Below are 13,028 nucleotides of genomic sequence, written 5' to 3'. Positions count from 1 at the left end.
TCTGCCGAGCTTTGCCGCGCATTGCCGATGCGCATTGCCGAGATTTGCCGCGATGGCCCGATTTGCACGCAATCCGCCTGCAATTGGGGACACGCGTTCTGGCCCGGATCAAGCCTGTACCGACGCACCGCGACGAGACACCACGACGAGGAACGCATGGAAACGCAGATTGGCAGCATCCAGGGGGAGCAGCAAAGCCGACCGTCGACCGGCCTCTTTGCCTGGTATCGCGATATCACGCCCGGCGAGCGCCGCACGTTCTGGAGCTGCAAGGTCGGCTACGCGCTCGACGCGATGGACACGCAGTTCCTCAGCTTCGTCATTCCGACACTGATCGCGACGTGGGGCATCACGCGCGGCGACGCCGGCTTCATCGGCACCGCGACGCTGCTGACCTCGGCCGCGGGCGGCTGGATCGCCGGCATCCTGTCCGATCGCATCGGCCGCGTGCGCACGCTGCAGCTGACCATCGTCTGGTTTGCCTTCTTCACCTTCCTGTGCGGCCTGGCGCAGAACTACGAGCAGCTGCTGATCGCCCGCGCGCTGATGGGCTTCGGCTTCGGCGGCGAATGGACCGCGGGCGCGGTGCTGATGGGCGAGGCGATCCGCTCGCAGGACCGCGGCAAGGCGGTCGGCATGGTGCAGGCGGGATGGGCGCTGGGCTGGGGCATGTCGGCGCTGCTGTATGCGCTGGTATTCAGCATCCTGCCGCCGGAAACCGCCTGGCGCGCGCTGTTCCTGATCGGCCTGCTGCCGGCGGTGTTCGTGATCTTCCTGCGGCGGCTGGTCAAGGAGCCCGAGGTCTACGCCGAGCACAAGGCCCGGGAAGCCGCCTCGGCCGAGAAGACCTCGTTCGCCGCGATCTTCTCGCCGAAGCTGCTGTCGATCACGCTGCGCGCTGCGCTGCTGACCACCGGCGCCCAGGGCGGCTACTACGCGATCACGACCTGGCTGCCCACCTTCCTGAAGACAGAGCGCGGACTCACCGTGCTCGGCACCGGCGGCTATCTGGCGATGGTGATCGTCGGCTCGTATCTGGGCTATATCACCAGCGCCTACCTGACCGACCGCATCGGCCGCAAACGCAATTTCATGCTGTTCGCGCTGTGCTCGATGGCGATCGCGCTGATCTACACGCAGATCCCGGTCAACGACACCGTGATGCTGATCCTCGGTTTCCCGCTGGGCTTCTTCGCCTCGGGCATCTTCGCCGGCATGGGCGCGTTCCTGACCGAGCTGTTCCCGACCAGCGTGCGCGGTTCCGGCCAGGGCTTCTGCTACAACGTGGGCCGCGCCATCGGTGCGCTGTTCCCCTTCCTGATCGGCCACGTCAGCCAGACCATGCCGCTGGGACAGACCATCGGCGTGTTCGCAGCCGGCGCCTATGGCGTGCTGATCATCGCCGCGCTGACGCTGCCGGAAACGCGCGGCAAGACGCTCGAGGCATGAGGGCCGAAGAAACCCATGCCGGCCGCGATAACCCTTCAAGGCCTAAGGAAAGTGGCGGATATACAACATCATCGCCGCATCGCATCAACCGGCCGCAGGCCTTGCCGCGTCGCGGTCCGCGGGCATCGCGGCGCAGGGCAATGCGGCCCCGCATCGCACGGTTGGAATGCGCGCTCGATGTCATGACATCTTGCCTTGCAATAATTTGGCCGGCGCCGGATGGCAGCAGCCAGCGGCGGCGCCATCACGGTTTCGCACCACCACAGCATCGATATCGATAGCGATAGCGGCCGCGCAACGCACGGCACGCACAACACCGGGCACGCCGCACCGTGGCGTTACCCGGGTTTTCCGACGGGAATGGGTCAGCAGTATGTTGGGCTTCGCCTGAAGGCCGGGCCAGCGAGTGCCATGTCGCTCGCGGATCGGGCCGAGGCAAGCCTTCACGCTGCCGCGTCAACGCGGCGGCCATACGCATTTGTCGGAGGCGATCGATGGAAAAAGAAGTGGAAGCCGGCCTGGGCCGCGACAGCAGCCTGTCGCGGACCCTGAGTGCCGACCTGCCGCGCGCCACAAGCGGCGGCACGTCGGCCCGCGGTCCACGTGGCCTGCCGCCCGTGGTGGGCCCCCACGGCATCAAGGTATTCGGCGAACGGCATATCGTTCCCGTCCAGCGGCGCACGCGCCAGGGCGGCATGCCGGGACTGGTCGAGGCGATGCTGCGCGAAAGCTCGCATGAATCGCGCACCGCGCTGATGCAGTCGGCGATCCGGGGGATCGGTTTCGACTGGCTCGGCTATGGCACCGCCACCACCGTGGGCGGGCAGGTGCAGATGCGCACCTTCCTCGATACCTATTCGCATCCGGGCTGGCGCGATTACTACCTGCGCGAGCGCTATTACGAGGTCGATCCGCGCCAGCCGCGCCCGGGTACTTACGGGCTGCCGCTGGTGTGGGACGTCAGCGACCTGGAGCGCAGCACCTCGGGCGGCACGCAGGCGCTGCGGCTGCGCCGCTTCCTCGACGACCTGCGCGACGCCGGCATCCGCAGCGGCGTGTTTCTGAACCTGCCGATGCCGGGCACCAGCGACTTCGTCGCGATCAGCTTCGCCTCCGGCATCGAAAGCCGCCGCTGGATCGGCGACCCGGTGATCGGCCAGGCGCTGACGGTCGGCTTCGCGCTGCACGAATTCCTGACCTGCCACGCCGATATCCCGGCGCTGGGCGGCACGCAGCGCGACGGCCTGTCCGAGGTCCAGCGCGACATCCTCGCCTGCCTGGCGCAGGGGCTGTCCGACAAGCAGATCGCCAACCGCATGGAGATGTCGATCTTCAACGTCGACTACCACATGCGCCGGCTGCGCAGCCATTTCGGCGTGCGCAATCGCGTGCAGCTGGCGCATGCGGCCACGATGCAGGATCCAACCTTGATCGCCACGGCGGTGGAAAGGATGGATCGGGCGGAGCGGATGGAACGCAGTGGCGGCGGCCTTCGCGAACGGACGGCGGCGCGGTATTGCGCGGAAGAGGCGTTTCTTGACGGCTGAGGGGCTGAGGGGCTGATGCGCTGATGCGCTGATGGCGAGGCGCGCGGTGAGTGGATGCCATCCTCCGCCCTTCATCGCCCTGAGCCTTCTGCAGCCCTGCCCTTAGCCGCCCTTCGCCCAACGCATCAGGTCCGCCACCCGTTCGAACAGCGAGCGATCGATGAAGCGGTCCAGCGGCACCGTCAGATAGAGCCGCTGCGCCAGGTCCGAATCGAAGGCCGACGGGATCAGGTAGTCGGCCGCGGCCTGGCGGATGCGGGCCGCAACCTGGCCGCCGCCCTTGGCCACCACCTTGGGCAGCGTGCCGGGCCCGTCGTAGCGCAGGGCCACCGCGTACTGCGTGGAATACACGACCGCGGTGGACACCCGCACCCGCTCGCCGACGCCGAAGAACGCCGCCTCGAAGAACGCGGCGCGGCGGCGTCCGGCGATCATCGGGTCGCCCTGCGTGTCCTTGTACTCGCGCCGGTACTCCTCCACGCTCATGCGCTGGCGCTTCATGAACTCGTAGCGCTCGTGCACGTAGTCGATCACCGCCATGATCAGGTAGATCACCGCGGCCCAGCAGCACATCATCAGCAGGATATGGGCGATCAGCAGCAGGATCTCCGCCGGCCGCGCATAGCCGGTGCGTACGCCGTCCTCGATCGCGCGCAGCGCCAGCACATAGATCAGCCCGCCGAGCAGCGCGATCTTGATCACCGTCTTCAGCAGATTGACCAGATTGCGCACGGCGAACATCCGCTTGAGCCCCTCGGCCGGATTCAGGCGCGCCAGTTGCGGCTTGATCTGCTCGAACGCGACCAGCGGCCCGACCTGCACGAAGGCGCCGACGATGCCGCAGACCAGCGCGATCGCCGCGATCGGCAGCACGCCCATCAGCAGGAAGCGCGCCCCGGCCTCGCCAAGCGCCAGCATCTGCTGGTCGGCGAGATGCTGGTCGATCGCGCCCATCGCGCTCAGCCACAGCGCCTGGAACAGCCGCACGAAATAGCGGCCGAGCAGCCATAGCGCGATCAGCACCCCGAGAAAGACGAAGGCCGAGGTGACATCGCTGCTGCGCGGCACCTCGCCGCGCTTGCGCGCGTCGTCGAGCTTGCGCCGTGTCGCTTCGAGGTTCTTTTCGCTATCGGCCATGGCGCGGCCTCACTGGACGCCCGCGCGTCCGCGCAGCAGGTCGATCAGCGCGTTGTCCGGCCGCAGGAAACCCTGCAGCGTGTCCACCATCACCGACAGCATCAGCACCAGCATCAGGAACGCGACCGTGATCTTGACCGGCTGCGCGAACTGGAACACGTCGAACTGCGGCACGAAGCGCGCGATCAGCGCGAAGCCCAACTCGACGATCACCAGCAGCAGCAGGATCGGCGCCGCCAGCTTGACGACCCACGAGAACATCGTGCCCGCATAGATATTGGCGAACTGGAACGACGACAGCGACACATCCGGGCCGAAGGACATCACCGGCCAGAAGGCAAACGATTCGACGATCACGCCGGTCATCGCGAACAGGCCGCCGAAGGAGGCAAACAGCGCGATGCCCAGATGGGACAGCAGGTTCTCCATCGGCCCGTCCTCCTGCTGCGTGACCGGATCGAAGAAGGTGGCGTTGCCCGAGCCGGTCTGGAAGTCGATCAGCTCGCCGATCATCTGCAGCGCGACGAAGAACAGGCCGAACGCCATGCCCAGCAGCAGGCCGATGAAAGCCTCCTTGAAGATCAGCAGCAGCCAGAGGCCACCCGCCACCGCGTCGATGTCCACGCGGGCGCCCGGCGAGACGAACAGCGCAATCGCGAGCACGATGCCGTTGCGGGCGACACCCGGGATCGACTGGTGCGACAGGAACGGCACCACGGTAAAGGCCGTCAGCAGCCGCGGCATCACCATCAGGATGGGCATCACGGTCTCGCGACCCCACTGGAAGAACATCGCCGGGTCGATCATGCCTTGATGCCTGCCCCCATGCCCCGCTGCCAGACCCGCAGCGCGGCCTCCTCGGCGGCCTCTTCCTCGCGGCGCTCGATGTCGGCGCGTGCCGCGGCCTGTTCGCGGTCGATCAGTTCGCGCGTGCCGGTCAGGCGAGCCTGCGCCTGGGCCCACAGCCGACGGCTCTGCTCGAACTCGGCGCGACGCTGGCCGGCGATATCCAGCGCCTGCGCCAGCGCGGCGTTGGCGCGCGCGATGCGGGCGTCGAACGACGCCTGCCACGCCTGCGCATCGAGCAGCCCCGAGATCGCGACCCCCTCATGCGCGGCGCTCTCGCGCAGGCGCTGCAGGAAGGCCGCGCGCTCCGACAGCGCCGCGCGTACCGCGCCCTGTGCCGCCTCGGCGGCCCGCATGCCTTCGAGGAAGGCATCGCGCTTCTGCCGCATCTCGCGATGCGCGTCGTCGTGGCGGCGTTCGCGCACGCGTTCGAGCTGGCGCAGCGGTACCGTGGTCGATTGGCCGTTCATCGTTTGGCCTCCTGCTGAGCGGCGGCGCGCCCTGCCGCGGCCGTCGCTGGCGTAGCCGCCGCAGCCGGCGGCGTGATCGCGCGTTCGAGCGTGCGCAGCGTGGTCTCGTAGGTGTCGAGCCGGCCCGCCGGTTGCGCCAGGAAGGCGCGGATCTGGCCGATCGATGCCACCGCCGCGTCCGCCACCGCATCGGCCCCGGGACGGTACTCGCCGATCTGCAGCAGCAGTTCGAGCTCGCGGTACTTGGCCAGCAGCTCGCGCAGCCGGGCCGCGTGGCGGGCCTGCTGGTCCTCGACCACATGCGGCATCACGCGGCTGACGCTGGCCAGCACGTCGATCGCCGGATACTGGCCGGCGCTGGCCAGCTTGCGCGACAGCACGATATGGCCGTCGAGGATCGAGCGGACCTCCTCGGCGATCGGATCGCTGTCGTCCTCGCCCTCGGTCAGCACCGTGTAGGCCGCCGTGATCGAACCGCGTGCGGCGGTGCCGGCGCGTTCGAGCAATTGCGGCAGCATCGAGAAGACCGATGGCGGATAGCTGCGGCGCGTCGGCGGCTCGCCGCTGGCGAGGCCAATCTCGCGCTGCGCCCGCGCCAGCCGGGTCAGCGAGTCGACCAGCAGCAGCACGCGCTTGCCCTGGTCGCGGAAGTGTTCGGCGATCGCGGTCGCGGTATACGCGCACTTGACCCGCTCCATCGGCGCCCGGTCCGAGGTCGCGACCACCAGCACCGTGCGCGCCAGCCCCGCATCACCGAGGCTGTATTCGATGAATTCGCGCACCTCGCGGCCGCGCTCGCCGACCAGCGCCACCACGTTGACATCGCTCTGCGCGCCGCGCGCCAGCATGCCGAGCAGCGTGCTCTTGCCCACGCCCGGCGGCGCGAAGATGCCGACGCGCTGGCCTTCGCCCAGCGTCAGCAGGCCGTCGATCGCGCGCACGCCGGTCGGCAGCGGCGTGCGGATCAGCGCGCGGGTCAGCGGATCGGGCGGCTCGTTCTCGACCGGCACCTGGCTGACGCCCACCAGCGGACCGCGGCCGTCGATCGGGCTGCCCAGCGCGTCGAGCACGCGCCCGAGCAGCGCGGCGCCCGCCGGGCAACGGTAGCCATGCATCTGTGGCACGACCTCGGTCACCGCCGACACACCGGTGGTGCGCCCCAGCGGCGTCAGCAGCGCGGTCTGCTGCTCGAAGCCAACCACCTCGGCCAGCAGCGGCGGCTCGCCCGGCGTGACCAGCTGGCAGATCTCGCCGACATGCGCCTGGATGCCGGTCGCATTGATCAGCATGCCGACCGCCTTCGAGACGCGCCCGCGCATCGCCACCGGCGTGAAGTGGTCGAAGGCGCGTTCGAGATCGAGCGCGGCGTGCTGCAGCGCGGCCTTCAGGTCGGAGGTGGGGAGCGGGTCGGCCATGGGTCGGGGAATAAAAGACGCGGCGTGATGCGATCGGTCGGGCATGGGCAGGGAATCAACCCGCCTGCACACGGCGCGCAAAGGCTTCGAGCTGGGCCTGCAGCCCCACCTCCATCGTGCCGGACGGGGTCAGGATGCGGCAGGCGTCGGGCTCCAGGCTCGGCTCGACCACGACGTTGGCGCGGCGCGGCCAGTCCAGCGTCTCTGCCATCGCGTCGAGCAGGTTGCGCACCGCCTGCTCGCGGCCCAGCGGAATCTGGATGGTGATGAAGGGCTCGCTGCGCACCAGCACGTCGATCCGCTGCAGCGCGACCTCGAGGATGATGTCCGGATCGAGTTCGCCGGCAATCTGCTGGACCGCCTTCATCACGATATTGGCCATGGTTCTGCGCATCGCGCCGAGCTGGCGCTCGGCCTCGGCCGCGGCGCTGACCTGGGCGGCGGCGTGTTCGGCCTGCGCCTTGGCCCACCCCTCGCGGTAGCCGTGCTGGCGCCGCTGCTCGGCGTCACGCTGCGCGTCGGTGGTGATGCGGTGCGCCTCGCGGCGGGCGGCCTCGATGACCTCGGCCGCGTCCATCAGGGCCGCGTACTCCGCCTCCTTGAGGACCTTGCGCTCGGACAGCAGCTGCAGGTTCTCGCTGGTAATCAGAAAAGCCAGTGCCATGTCGGAAACCGTTCGGGAATCAGATTGAGCAGCAGCAGCTCGCGCAGCTGCGCGGCCTGCGGACGGCTCAGCGCGGGCACCGGCAGCGCGGCGAGCCGGCGCGGGAACTTGCGGCGTACCGCATTCAACAGCGCGGAGGCGACATCGCCCTGGGCCGCACCGCCTTGTACCGCGCCCCCTTGTGCCGGGCCCCCTTGTGTCGCGCCCGCCGCCGGCGGCAGCGTCTGCACCAGGCCGCACAGCAGCCGGTAGCCGCGTTCGGCCATCACGCGGGCGGCGGACGACGGCCGCGCGCGGATGGGGTCGAGATTCATCGGCAGGTCCGGCAGGTCGGGCACGCGCTTCAGGATGAAGGCCACCGCCTGCGGATCGAAGCGCCGCGCGGCGCGCCGCAGCCGGTAGGGCACGGTGCCGATCAGCGGCTGGGCCAGCGCCCCCAGCCTGCCGTCGAGCTGCTGCGCGAGACGGCTGCGTTCGCTGGCAAAGCCCGGCTTGTGCACGGCCATGCCGCACCAGATGGCGAGCAGCCGCAGCGCGCTGCGATCGAGCAGCACCAGCCGCGCCAGCGGGTCGCCGCGTCCATCGAGCAAGGCTTGCAGCAACAGCGCGCGCGCACGCTCGTCGCCGCCGCCAAGCGCCAGCGGCCCAGCCAATACCTGCGCAGCGGCCGCGCCGAAGCGGTCAGCGCTGCGCAGCGGCAGCGGCCATTCGCGCGGCAGCCAGCTCGGATGCTGGTGCGCGAGCGGACGCTGCGCGAAATCCGCGACCGCGCGGGCCAGCGCAAGCGAGGGCACATGCGAGGACGCATGCGCGGCATGCGGCAGACCCGGCGCGGCCAGCGCGGCCATCAGGCACGGCTCCTCATCGATGACCGTGCCCCCAGGCGGCCCAGCGCCTGGCGCAGGCCGCCGCGTTTCCACGCCAGCACGCCGAGGCCGGCCAGCGCCAGCGCGGCGATCACCGCCCCGGCGATCGCGGCGAAGCGGCCCACCGGAAAGCCCTGGCTGGCGGGCGCGCGGGCGACCGGCCCGATCGGCGTAAACGGCCGCGCCTCGACCAGCGACAGCGAAACCTTGTCGTGCGTCACGCCCTCGATGCTGTGGGCGACCATGTCCTTGACCGTCGGCACCAGCAGCCGCAGATCGGTATCGGGACGATGCTTGATGAAGACCGCCGCGGAAGACGGCCGGATCTTGTCCGACAGCGGATCGGTGGCGGGGATCACCACGTGCACCCGCGCCGTGACCACGCCGTCGATATTGCGCAGCGTCTCCGACAGCTCCTGCGACAGCGCGAAGATATAGCGCATGCGCTCTTCGGTCGGCGTCGCCACCAGGCCCTGCTTCTGGAACACCTGGCCCAGCGACGAAAAACGTTCGCCCGGCAGCCCTTCGCTGCGCAGGATTTCGAGCGCAGCCGGCAGTTGCGCCTCGTCGACGCGCACGCTCCAGCCGGTCTCGCCGGCGCGCACCTTGTCGGCGTCGATGCCCTCGGCGGTCAGCACCGCCAGCATCTGGTTCGCTTCGGCCTCGTTGAGCGAGGCGTACAGGTCGACGCGGCAGGCGGCCAGCAGCAGGGCCAGCGTGAGCGGAGCGAGACGGGCAAGACGGCCAAGCGGCAGCCGGCGGGCAGCCGGCATGCCCGAAGCCGGAGAGATCGGCGTCATTGCTGGTTCTTGAGCAGGCTGTTGAACAGATTGGTGCCCGCGCTGCCGATGCTCGACGTGACATGGATCGACGAGAACAGCTCGAGCGATTCGGTCTGAAGCATCATGGCCTGATACACCACGTCGCTGGTGCTGCCCTGCTGGATCGCGGTGAACATGCTCTCGCGCATCTCGTCGAGCCGCGCGGCCTGGCGTGCCGCCTCTTCGCCCGCCGACACATAGGTGGTGCGGATCGCGGCGCCGAGCGAGGACGCGCTCGGCTCGCTGGCCGTGGTGCCGCCGGCGGCGCCATGCTGCACCATCTCGGCGAAGGTGCGCGCATCGGCCGGATCGGCGGCCTGGTTGGCCTGCGGCGCCTGCTGGTGCGCGGACACGGTAGCCGCCTCGGCGGCAGCGCCTTGCGCGGCGATCGCGGTGGGATCCATCGCTGTTCTCCTGGACTGAAATGAGAGACAAGCCGGTCAGGGTGCGCGGCGCGCCGGACCGGCCTCGTGGCCGTCCGGCGACGCGCGCGACCCCGCCGCCGTCAGTTGGTCCTCGACGTCTGCTTGACGTCCTGCATCGCGCCCTGGACCAGGTTGGCCTTCTGGGTGTTGTGCGCCATTTCGCTGCTGACCACGGCGTTCTGACGGGTCAGCGTGTCCTGCAGGGCCATGATGTTCACCGAGAACTCCTGGGCCTTCTGCTGGATTTCCTGCATCTTGGCGTTCAGATCGACTTCACCAGCCATTTCCATCTCCTTCGTCAAGTGGTACTGCCAAACACTCCGCATCGGCGATGCGGAACCGATCTGCCGCGGCCCCCTTCAAGAAACAAGGGACCACGGCGAATGCCAGCGGCGCTCAGCGCTGCGGCGGCGGCTCGCCGCCCTTGCCTTCCTTAAGCACCAGCCCGTCCGCTTCGATCTTCTCGATCTCGGCGCCGTTCTTCAGCACCGCTCCTTCGAAATACCGGCTGCCGTTCGCGAGCTGCACGTAGCGCGTGCCGTCGCCGTTATCGGTGATGCTGACCACGCGCGCGGGAAACACGCCCTGCCAGTTGTCCCAGCGGCCTTCGCGCAGATGGCGGCGCCGGCTGTCGGCGGTCTCGCGGTAGTCGATGCGATCGGACACCAGCACGCCGGGATGCAGATCCTCGATCACGCGCTTGACCTTGTCGCGGCCGGCCACCGGGTCCGCCGTGCCGGTCAGCACCACGCGGCCGTTGCCCTGGTAGGCGATGCCCACACCGGGCTCGTCCACGTAGCGCTGGATATGCTCGATGATGTCGTCGGCCGATCTGACCTGCTGCTGCACGCCTCGGCCGAACGGCGCCAGCGCCTGCGCGATGCGCTGCCGGTCCACCCGCGAATTGACGAAGCCGCGCACGGTGACCGCGCCGTTGGGCAGCGACACCACCTCCAGTTCCGGATAGCCCGCGACGGTCTCGCGCACCGCGGCGGGGTCCACCTGCGCGGTACGGGCAAAGCCGCCGTCTTGCGACAGCGTGGCGGCCAGCCAGCCGGCACCGATCAGCAGCGCCACCACCAGCACGCCGATGCCGCCCAGCACCCAGCGGCTGGACCGGCGCACCGGCTCGTCGCTGTCGGCGCGCGCGGCGCGGCGGCCCGATTCGGCCCAGGCGAACAGCGTGTCGGTGGTCTCTGACGCCGCCGGCGCGGCGCGCAGCAGCTCCATGTCGAGCGAGCCGACCGTCAGGATGTCGCCGCCGGCCAGCGCGATCACGCGCTGCGTGGTGTCGCGGCCGTTGACCTTGACCTGCGCCTCGCCGATGCGCTCGGCCGAGACCGCCAGCTCGCCGACGTTCAGCACCAGATGGCGCGGCTGCACGTCGTCGCCTGGCACGCTGATGTCGACGTCGCTGGCGGCGCCCAGCACATTGGCGCCGCGCCGCAGCGAGATCACGCGGCCGTAGACGGCGCCGCCCAGCAGCCGCAGCGTCCAGCCGCCAACGCCGGCGTCATGGCGCGGCCGATCGGCCCGCAAATCGGCGCGCGAATCGGCGCGCGGCTCGCCGTGCGGACCGGCGAGCGGATCGACTTGCGATTCGACGTGCAAGGCGGCGGCCATCAGCTCATCCCCGGCATCACCAGACGCGGTGTCAGCAGGTAGAAGCGCTCCATATTGGCCTGGCGCTTCTCCTGGTACTTGAACAGGTTGCCGATGATCGGCACGTCCTGCAGGAACGGCACGCCCGACGACGCGCGCAGCTTCTCCTCGACGGTATAGCCCGCGATCAGCAGGCTCTTGCCCTCATCGACCATCGCCTGCGTGGTGATCGAGCGGCGCCGCACGATCGGAATGTTGTCGACGGTCTCGCCGGACAGGTCGCCATCGGCGATATCGATGCTGAGCATCACGGCGCGCCCTTCGCGCTCGTCGATCACCAACGGCGTCACGCGCACCGCGGTACCGGCCACGACGTTGAACAGGCCCGCGTCCTGGAAGCCGTCGACGCGCACATAGAACTCGCGCATGTTCTCCAGCGCGGCCTCGGTGTTGTCGAGCGTCAGCACCTTGGGGCGCGCGACGAAGTTGGCCTGCCCGCGTTCGGCCAGCGCCTTGACGCGCGTCAGCAGGTAGCGCGTGACGTCGTTGCCGATCGCGCCGGTGAACTGCAGGCCCGAGCCGGCGGTATTGCCGGTGGTGCCGCCCTCCGAGCGGGCATTGCCGAAGGTCAGCGGCGAACCGCCGCCACCGCCGAGCTGCAGGTCGACGTGGCGCGTATGCAGGCGCCAGTCCACGCCCAGGCTGTCCAGGTTCTCCTGGCTGATGTCCATGATCGTGACCTCGATCTCGATCAGCCGCGGCTTGATGTCGAGCGACGAGATCAGGCGCTGGTACTGCGCCATCCGTTCCGGCACATCGCGCACGATCACCGCATTCAGGCGCGTGTCGGCCTGGAACTGCGGCAGGCCGCCGAAGCCCCAGTTGCCGAAGCCGGGCTGGCCGATGCCGGTGGAGCTGTCGGCCATCGACTCCAGCACCTGGCGCGGATTGGCCTGCGGCAGCGTCATGTTGTTGGCGCCGCCGCTGCGCAGCTCGGCCATGCGGCTGGCGCCGCGGCTCGGGCCCATGCTGACCGGCGTGGTGGCCGTGCCGGCGCGCTGGCGTCCGTACAGGCTGCGCAGCACCGTGACCACGCCCGGCACCGTGATGTCCTTGCCCGAGCGGTTGATGCGGAAGTCCGACGCCCACGAATACTTCAGCGGGAAGATCTGCACCTCGGCGCGGTCGTCGTTGACGGCGCGGTCGTCGAAGGCGCGCACCGCGGAACGCACGGTCTCGACATAGCGCTTCGGCCCCGACACCATCACGGTGCCGTCGTCGTCGTTGATCGTGATCGGATAACGCGAGTCGATGACCTGCATGTGTTCCAGCGCATCCTGCAACCGGTCCCCCGCCCCGCGCGCGAATGGAATGACCTCGCTGCGCGCTTCGCCGGCCGGCTCGATATAGAGCAGCGAGCCGTCGTAGTAGTAGGTCAGGCCATAGCTGGCGCAGACGCTGCGCAGGATCGACAGCGGCGAATCGGAGAAGCGGCCGCTGATGGTGCCGTCCACGCGCGAATCGACCACCGCGGTGGTGCCTTGCGTCGACGCCAGTTCGCGCAGGAAATCGGCCACGCGCTTCTCGCTGGCCGAGATCTGGAACGGCTTGCCGGGCCAGTTCAGGTCGGCGGCGTGCAGCGGCGCGATGGCGCCGAACCACAGGGCCAGCAGCAGCGCCAGCGCCACCACCATGCGCAGACCGACCGCATATCGCGGCGTTAGTGGCTTCTTATCTGTCGACGGACCGCCTTGCATTGCGCCCGCCATGGCCAGACATCGAGGTC

General features: G+C 69.4%; 13 protein-coding genes. 2 read left to right on the top strand and 11 right to left on the bottom strand.

The features are described from left to right. Positions 1-156: 156 nt before the first annotated feature. Positions 157-1,449 carry an MFS transporter gene (locus K7G19_RS02210; RefSeq protein ID WP_226105540.1) on the top strand — a complete coding sequence of 431 codons (1,293 nt, stop codon included), beginning with the start codon at positions 157-159 and terminating at the stop codon, positions 1,447-1,449. 494 nt (positions 1,450-1,943) lie between these two features. Beyond that, a complete protein-coding gene (locus tag K7G19_RS02205; RefSeq protein ID WP_223819652.1) occupies positions 1,944-2,996 on the top strand; it encodes a LuxR family transcriptional regulator in 1,053 nt (350 codons plus the stop codon). A gap of 102 nt (positions 2,997-3,098) precedes the next feature. Here K7G19_RS02205 and K7G19_RS02200 read toward each other — a convergent pair whose 3' ends face one another. The 11 genes from K7G19_RS02200 to sctC all read right to left on the bottom strand — a co-directional run bounded on the left by K7G19_RS02200 (position 3,099) and on the right by sctC (position 12,936). Beyond that, positions 3,099-4,133: an EscU/YscU/HrcU family type III secretion system export apparatus switch protein gene (locus K7G19_RS02200; protein ID WP_023264257.1), complete on the bottom strand. Its 1,035-nt coding sequence runs from the start codon at positions 4,131-4,133 to the stop codon at positions 3,099-3,101. Positions 4,134-4,142: 9 nt separating this feature from the next. After that, on the bottom strand, positions 4,143-4,940 hold the full coding sequence (sctT, locus tag K7G19_RS02195; protein ID WP_226105538.1) for a type III secretion system export apparatus subunit SctT: 798 nt from the start codon (positions 4,938-4,940) through the stop codon (positions 4,143-4,145). Then, a complete protein-coding gene (locus K7G19_RS02190) occupies positions 4,937-5,449 on the bottom strand; it encodes a type III secretion protein HrpD (protein WP_226105536.1) in 513 nt (170 codons plus the stop codon). The genes sctT and K7G19_RS02190 overlap by 4 nt, the downstream gene beginning before the upstream one ends. Then, positions 5,446-6,864 (bottom strand): FliI/YscN family ATPase, encoded by a 1,419-nt coding sequence (locus K7G19_RS02185; RefSeq protein WP_226105535.1) that lies wholly within the window; start codon positions 6,862-6,864, stop codon positions 5,446-5,448. Before K7G19_RS02185 ends, K7G19_RS02190 begins: the two co-directional genes overlap by 4 nt. Positions 6,865-6,919: 55 nt before the next feature. Continuing rightward, on the bottom strand, positions 6,920-7,528 hold the full coding sequence (gene sctL / locus K7G19_RS02180) for a type III secretion system stator protein SctL (RefSeq protein WP_023264256.1): 609 nt from the start codon (positions 7,526-7,528) through the stop codon (positions 6,920-6,922). Then, positions 7,510-8,376: a type III secretion system protein SctK gene (locus tag K7G19_RS02175; RefSeq protein ID WP_226105533.1), complete on the bottom strand. Its 867-nt coding sequence runs from the start codon at positions 8,374-8,376 to the stop codon at positions 7,510-7,512. Before K7G19_RS02175 ends, sctL begins: the two co-directional genes overlap by 19 nt. Further along, positions 8,376-9,194, bottom strand: coding sequence for a type III secretion system inner membrane ring lipoprotein SctJ (gene sctJ / locus K7G19_RS02170; RefSeq protein WP_226105530.1), 819 nt, complete (start codon positions 9,192-9,194; stop codon positions 8,376-8,378). Before sctJ ends, K7G19_RS02175 begins: the two co-directional genes overlap by 1 nt. Next, on the bottom strand, positions 9,191-9,619 hold the full coding sequence (locus K7G19_RS02165) for a hypothetical protein (RefSeq protein WP_226105528.1): 429 nt from the start codon (positions 9,617-9,619) through the stop codon (positions 9,191-9,193). The genes sctJ and K7G19_RS02165 overlap by 4 nt, the downstream gene beginning before the upstream one ends. 101 nt (positions 9,620-9,720) lie before the next feature. Further along, entirely contained in the window at positions 9,721-9,924 is a 204-nt protein-coding gene (locus K7G19_RS02160) for a hypothetical protein (protein ID WP_006580119.1), read from the bottom strand. Positions 9,925-10,036: 112 nt separating this feature from the next. After that, entirely contained in the window at positions 10,037-11,263 is a 1,227-nt protein-coding gene (locus K7G19_RS02155) for an FHA domain-containing protein (RefSeq protein WP_226105526.1), read from the bottom strand. Then, entirely contained in the window at positions 11,263-12,936 is a 1,674-nt protein-coding gene (gene sctC / locus K7G19_RS02150) for a type III secretion system outer membrane ring subunit SctC (RefSeq protein ID WP_150083550.1), read from the bottom strand. The genes K7G19_RS02155 and sctC overlap by 1 nt, the downstream gene beginning before the upstream one ends. Between the last annotated feature and the right edge of the window lie 92 nt (positions 12,937-13,028).

Source organism: Cupriavidus sp. DB3 (assembly GCF_020418465.1).
GTDB classification, from domain to species: Bacteria; Pseudomonadota; Gammaproteobacteria; order Burkholderiales; family Burkholderiaceae; genus Cupriavidus; species Cupriavidus cauae.
Note: the sequence above shows the minus strand (reverse complement) of the source record. Positions and strands in the feature narration are given on the sequence as shown.

Coding starts and splice junctions, on each gene's coding strand:
- sctJ (WP_226105530.1), bottom strand. CDS start 9,194: ATGACGCCGATCTCTCCGGCTTCGGGCATGCCGGCTGCCCGCCGGCTG.
- K7G19_RS02205 (WP_223819652.1), top strand. CDS start 1,944: ATGGAAAAAGAAGTGGAAGCCGGCCTGGGCCGCGACAGCAGCCTGTCG.
- K7G19_RS02165 (WP_226105528.1), bottom strand. CDS start 9,619: ATGGATCCCACCGCGATCGCCGCGCAAGGCGCTGCCGCCGAGGCGGCT.
- K7G19_RS02155 (WP_226105526.1), bottom strand. CDS start 11,263: ATGGCCGCCGCCTTGCACGTCGAATCGCAAGTCGATCCGCTCGCCGGT.
- K7G19_RS02160 (WP_006580119.1), bottom strand. CDS start 9,924: ATGGCTGGTGAAGTCGATCTGAACGCCAAGATGCAGGAAATCCAGCAG.
- K7G19_RS02175 (WP_226105533.1), bottom strand. CDS start 8,376: ATGGCCGCGCTGGCCGCGCCGGGTCTGCCGCATGCCGCGCATGCGTCC.
- sctC (WP_150083550.1), bottom strand. CDS start 12,936: ATGGTGGTGGCGCTGGCGCTGCTGCTGGCCCTGTGGTTCGGCGCCATC.
- sctL (WP_023264256.1), bottom strand. CDS start 7,528: ATGGCACTGGCTTTTCTGATTACCAGCGAGAACCTGCAGCTGCTGTCC.
- K7G19_RS02190 (WP_226105536.1), bottom strand. CDS start 5,449: ATGAACGGCCAATCGACCACGGTACCGCTGCGCCAGCTCGAACGCGTG.
- sctT (WP_226105538.1), bottom strand. CDS start 4,940: ATGATCGACCCGGCGATGTTCTTCCAGTGGGGTCGCGAGACCGTGATG.
- K7G19_RS02200 (WP_023264257.1), bottom strand. CDS start 4,133: ATGGCCGATAGCGAAAAGAACCTCGAAGCGACACGGCGCAAGCTCGAC.
- K7G19_RS02185 (WP_226105535.1), bottom strand. CDS start 6,864: ATGGCCGACCCGCTCCCCACCTCCGACCTGAAGGCCGCGCTGCAGCAC.
- K7G19_RS02210 (WP_226105540.1), top strand. CDS start 157: ATGGAAACGCAGATTGGCAGCATCCAGGGGGAGCAGCAAAGCCGACCG.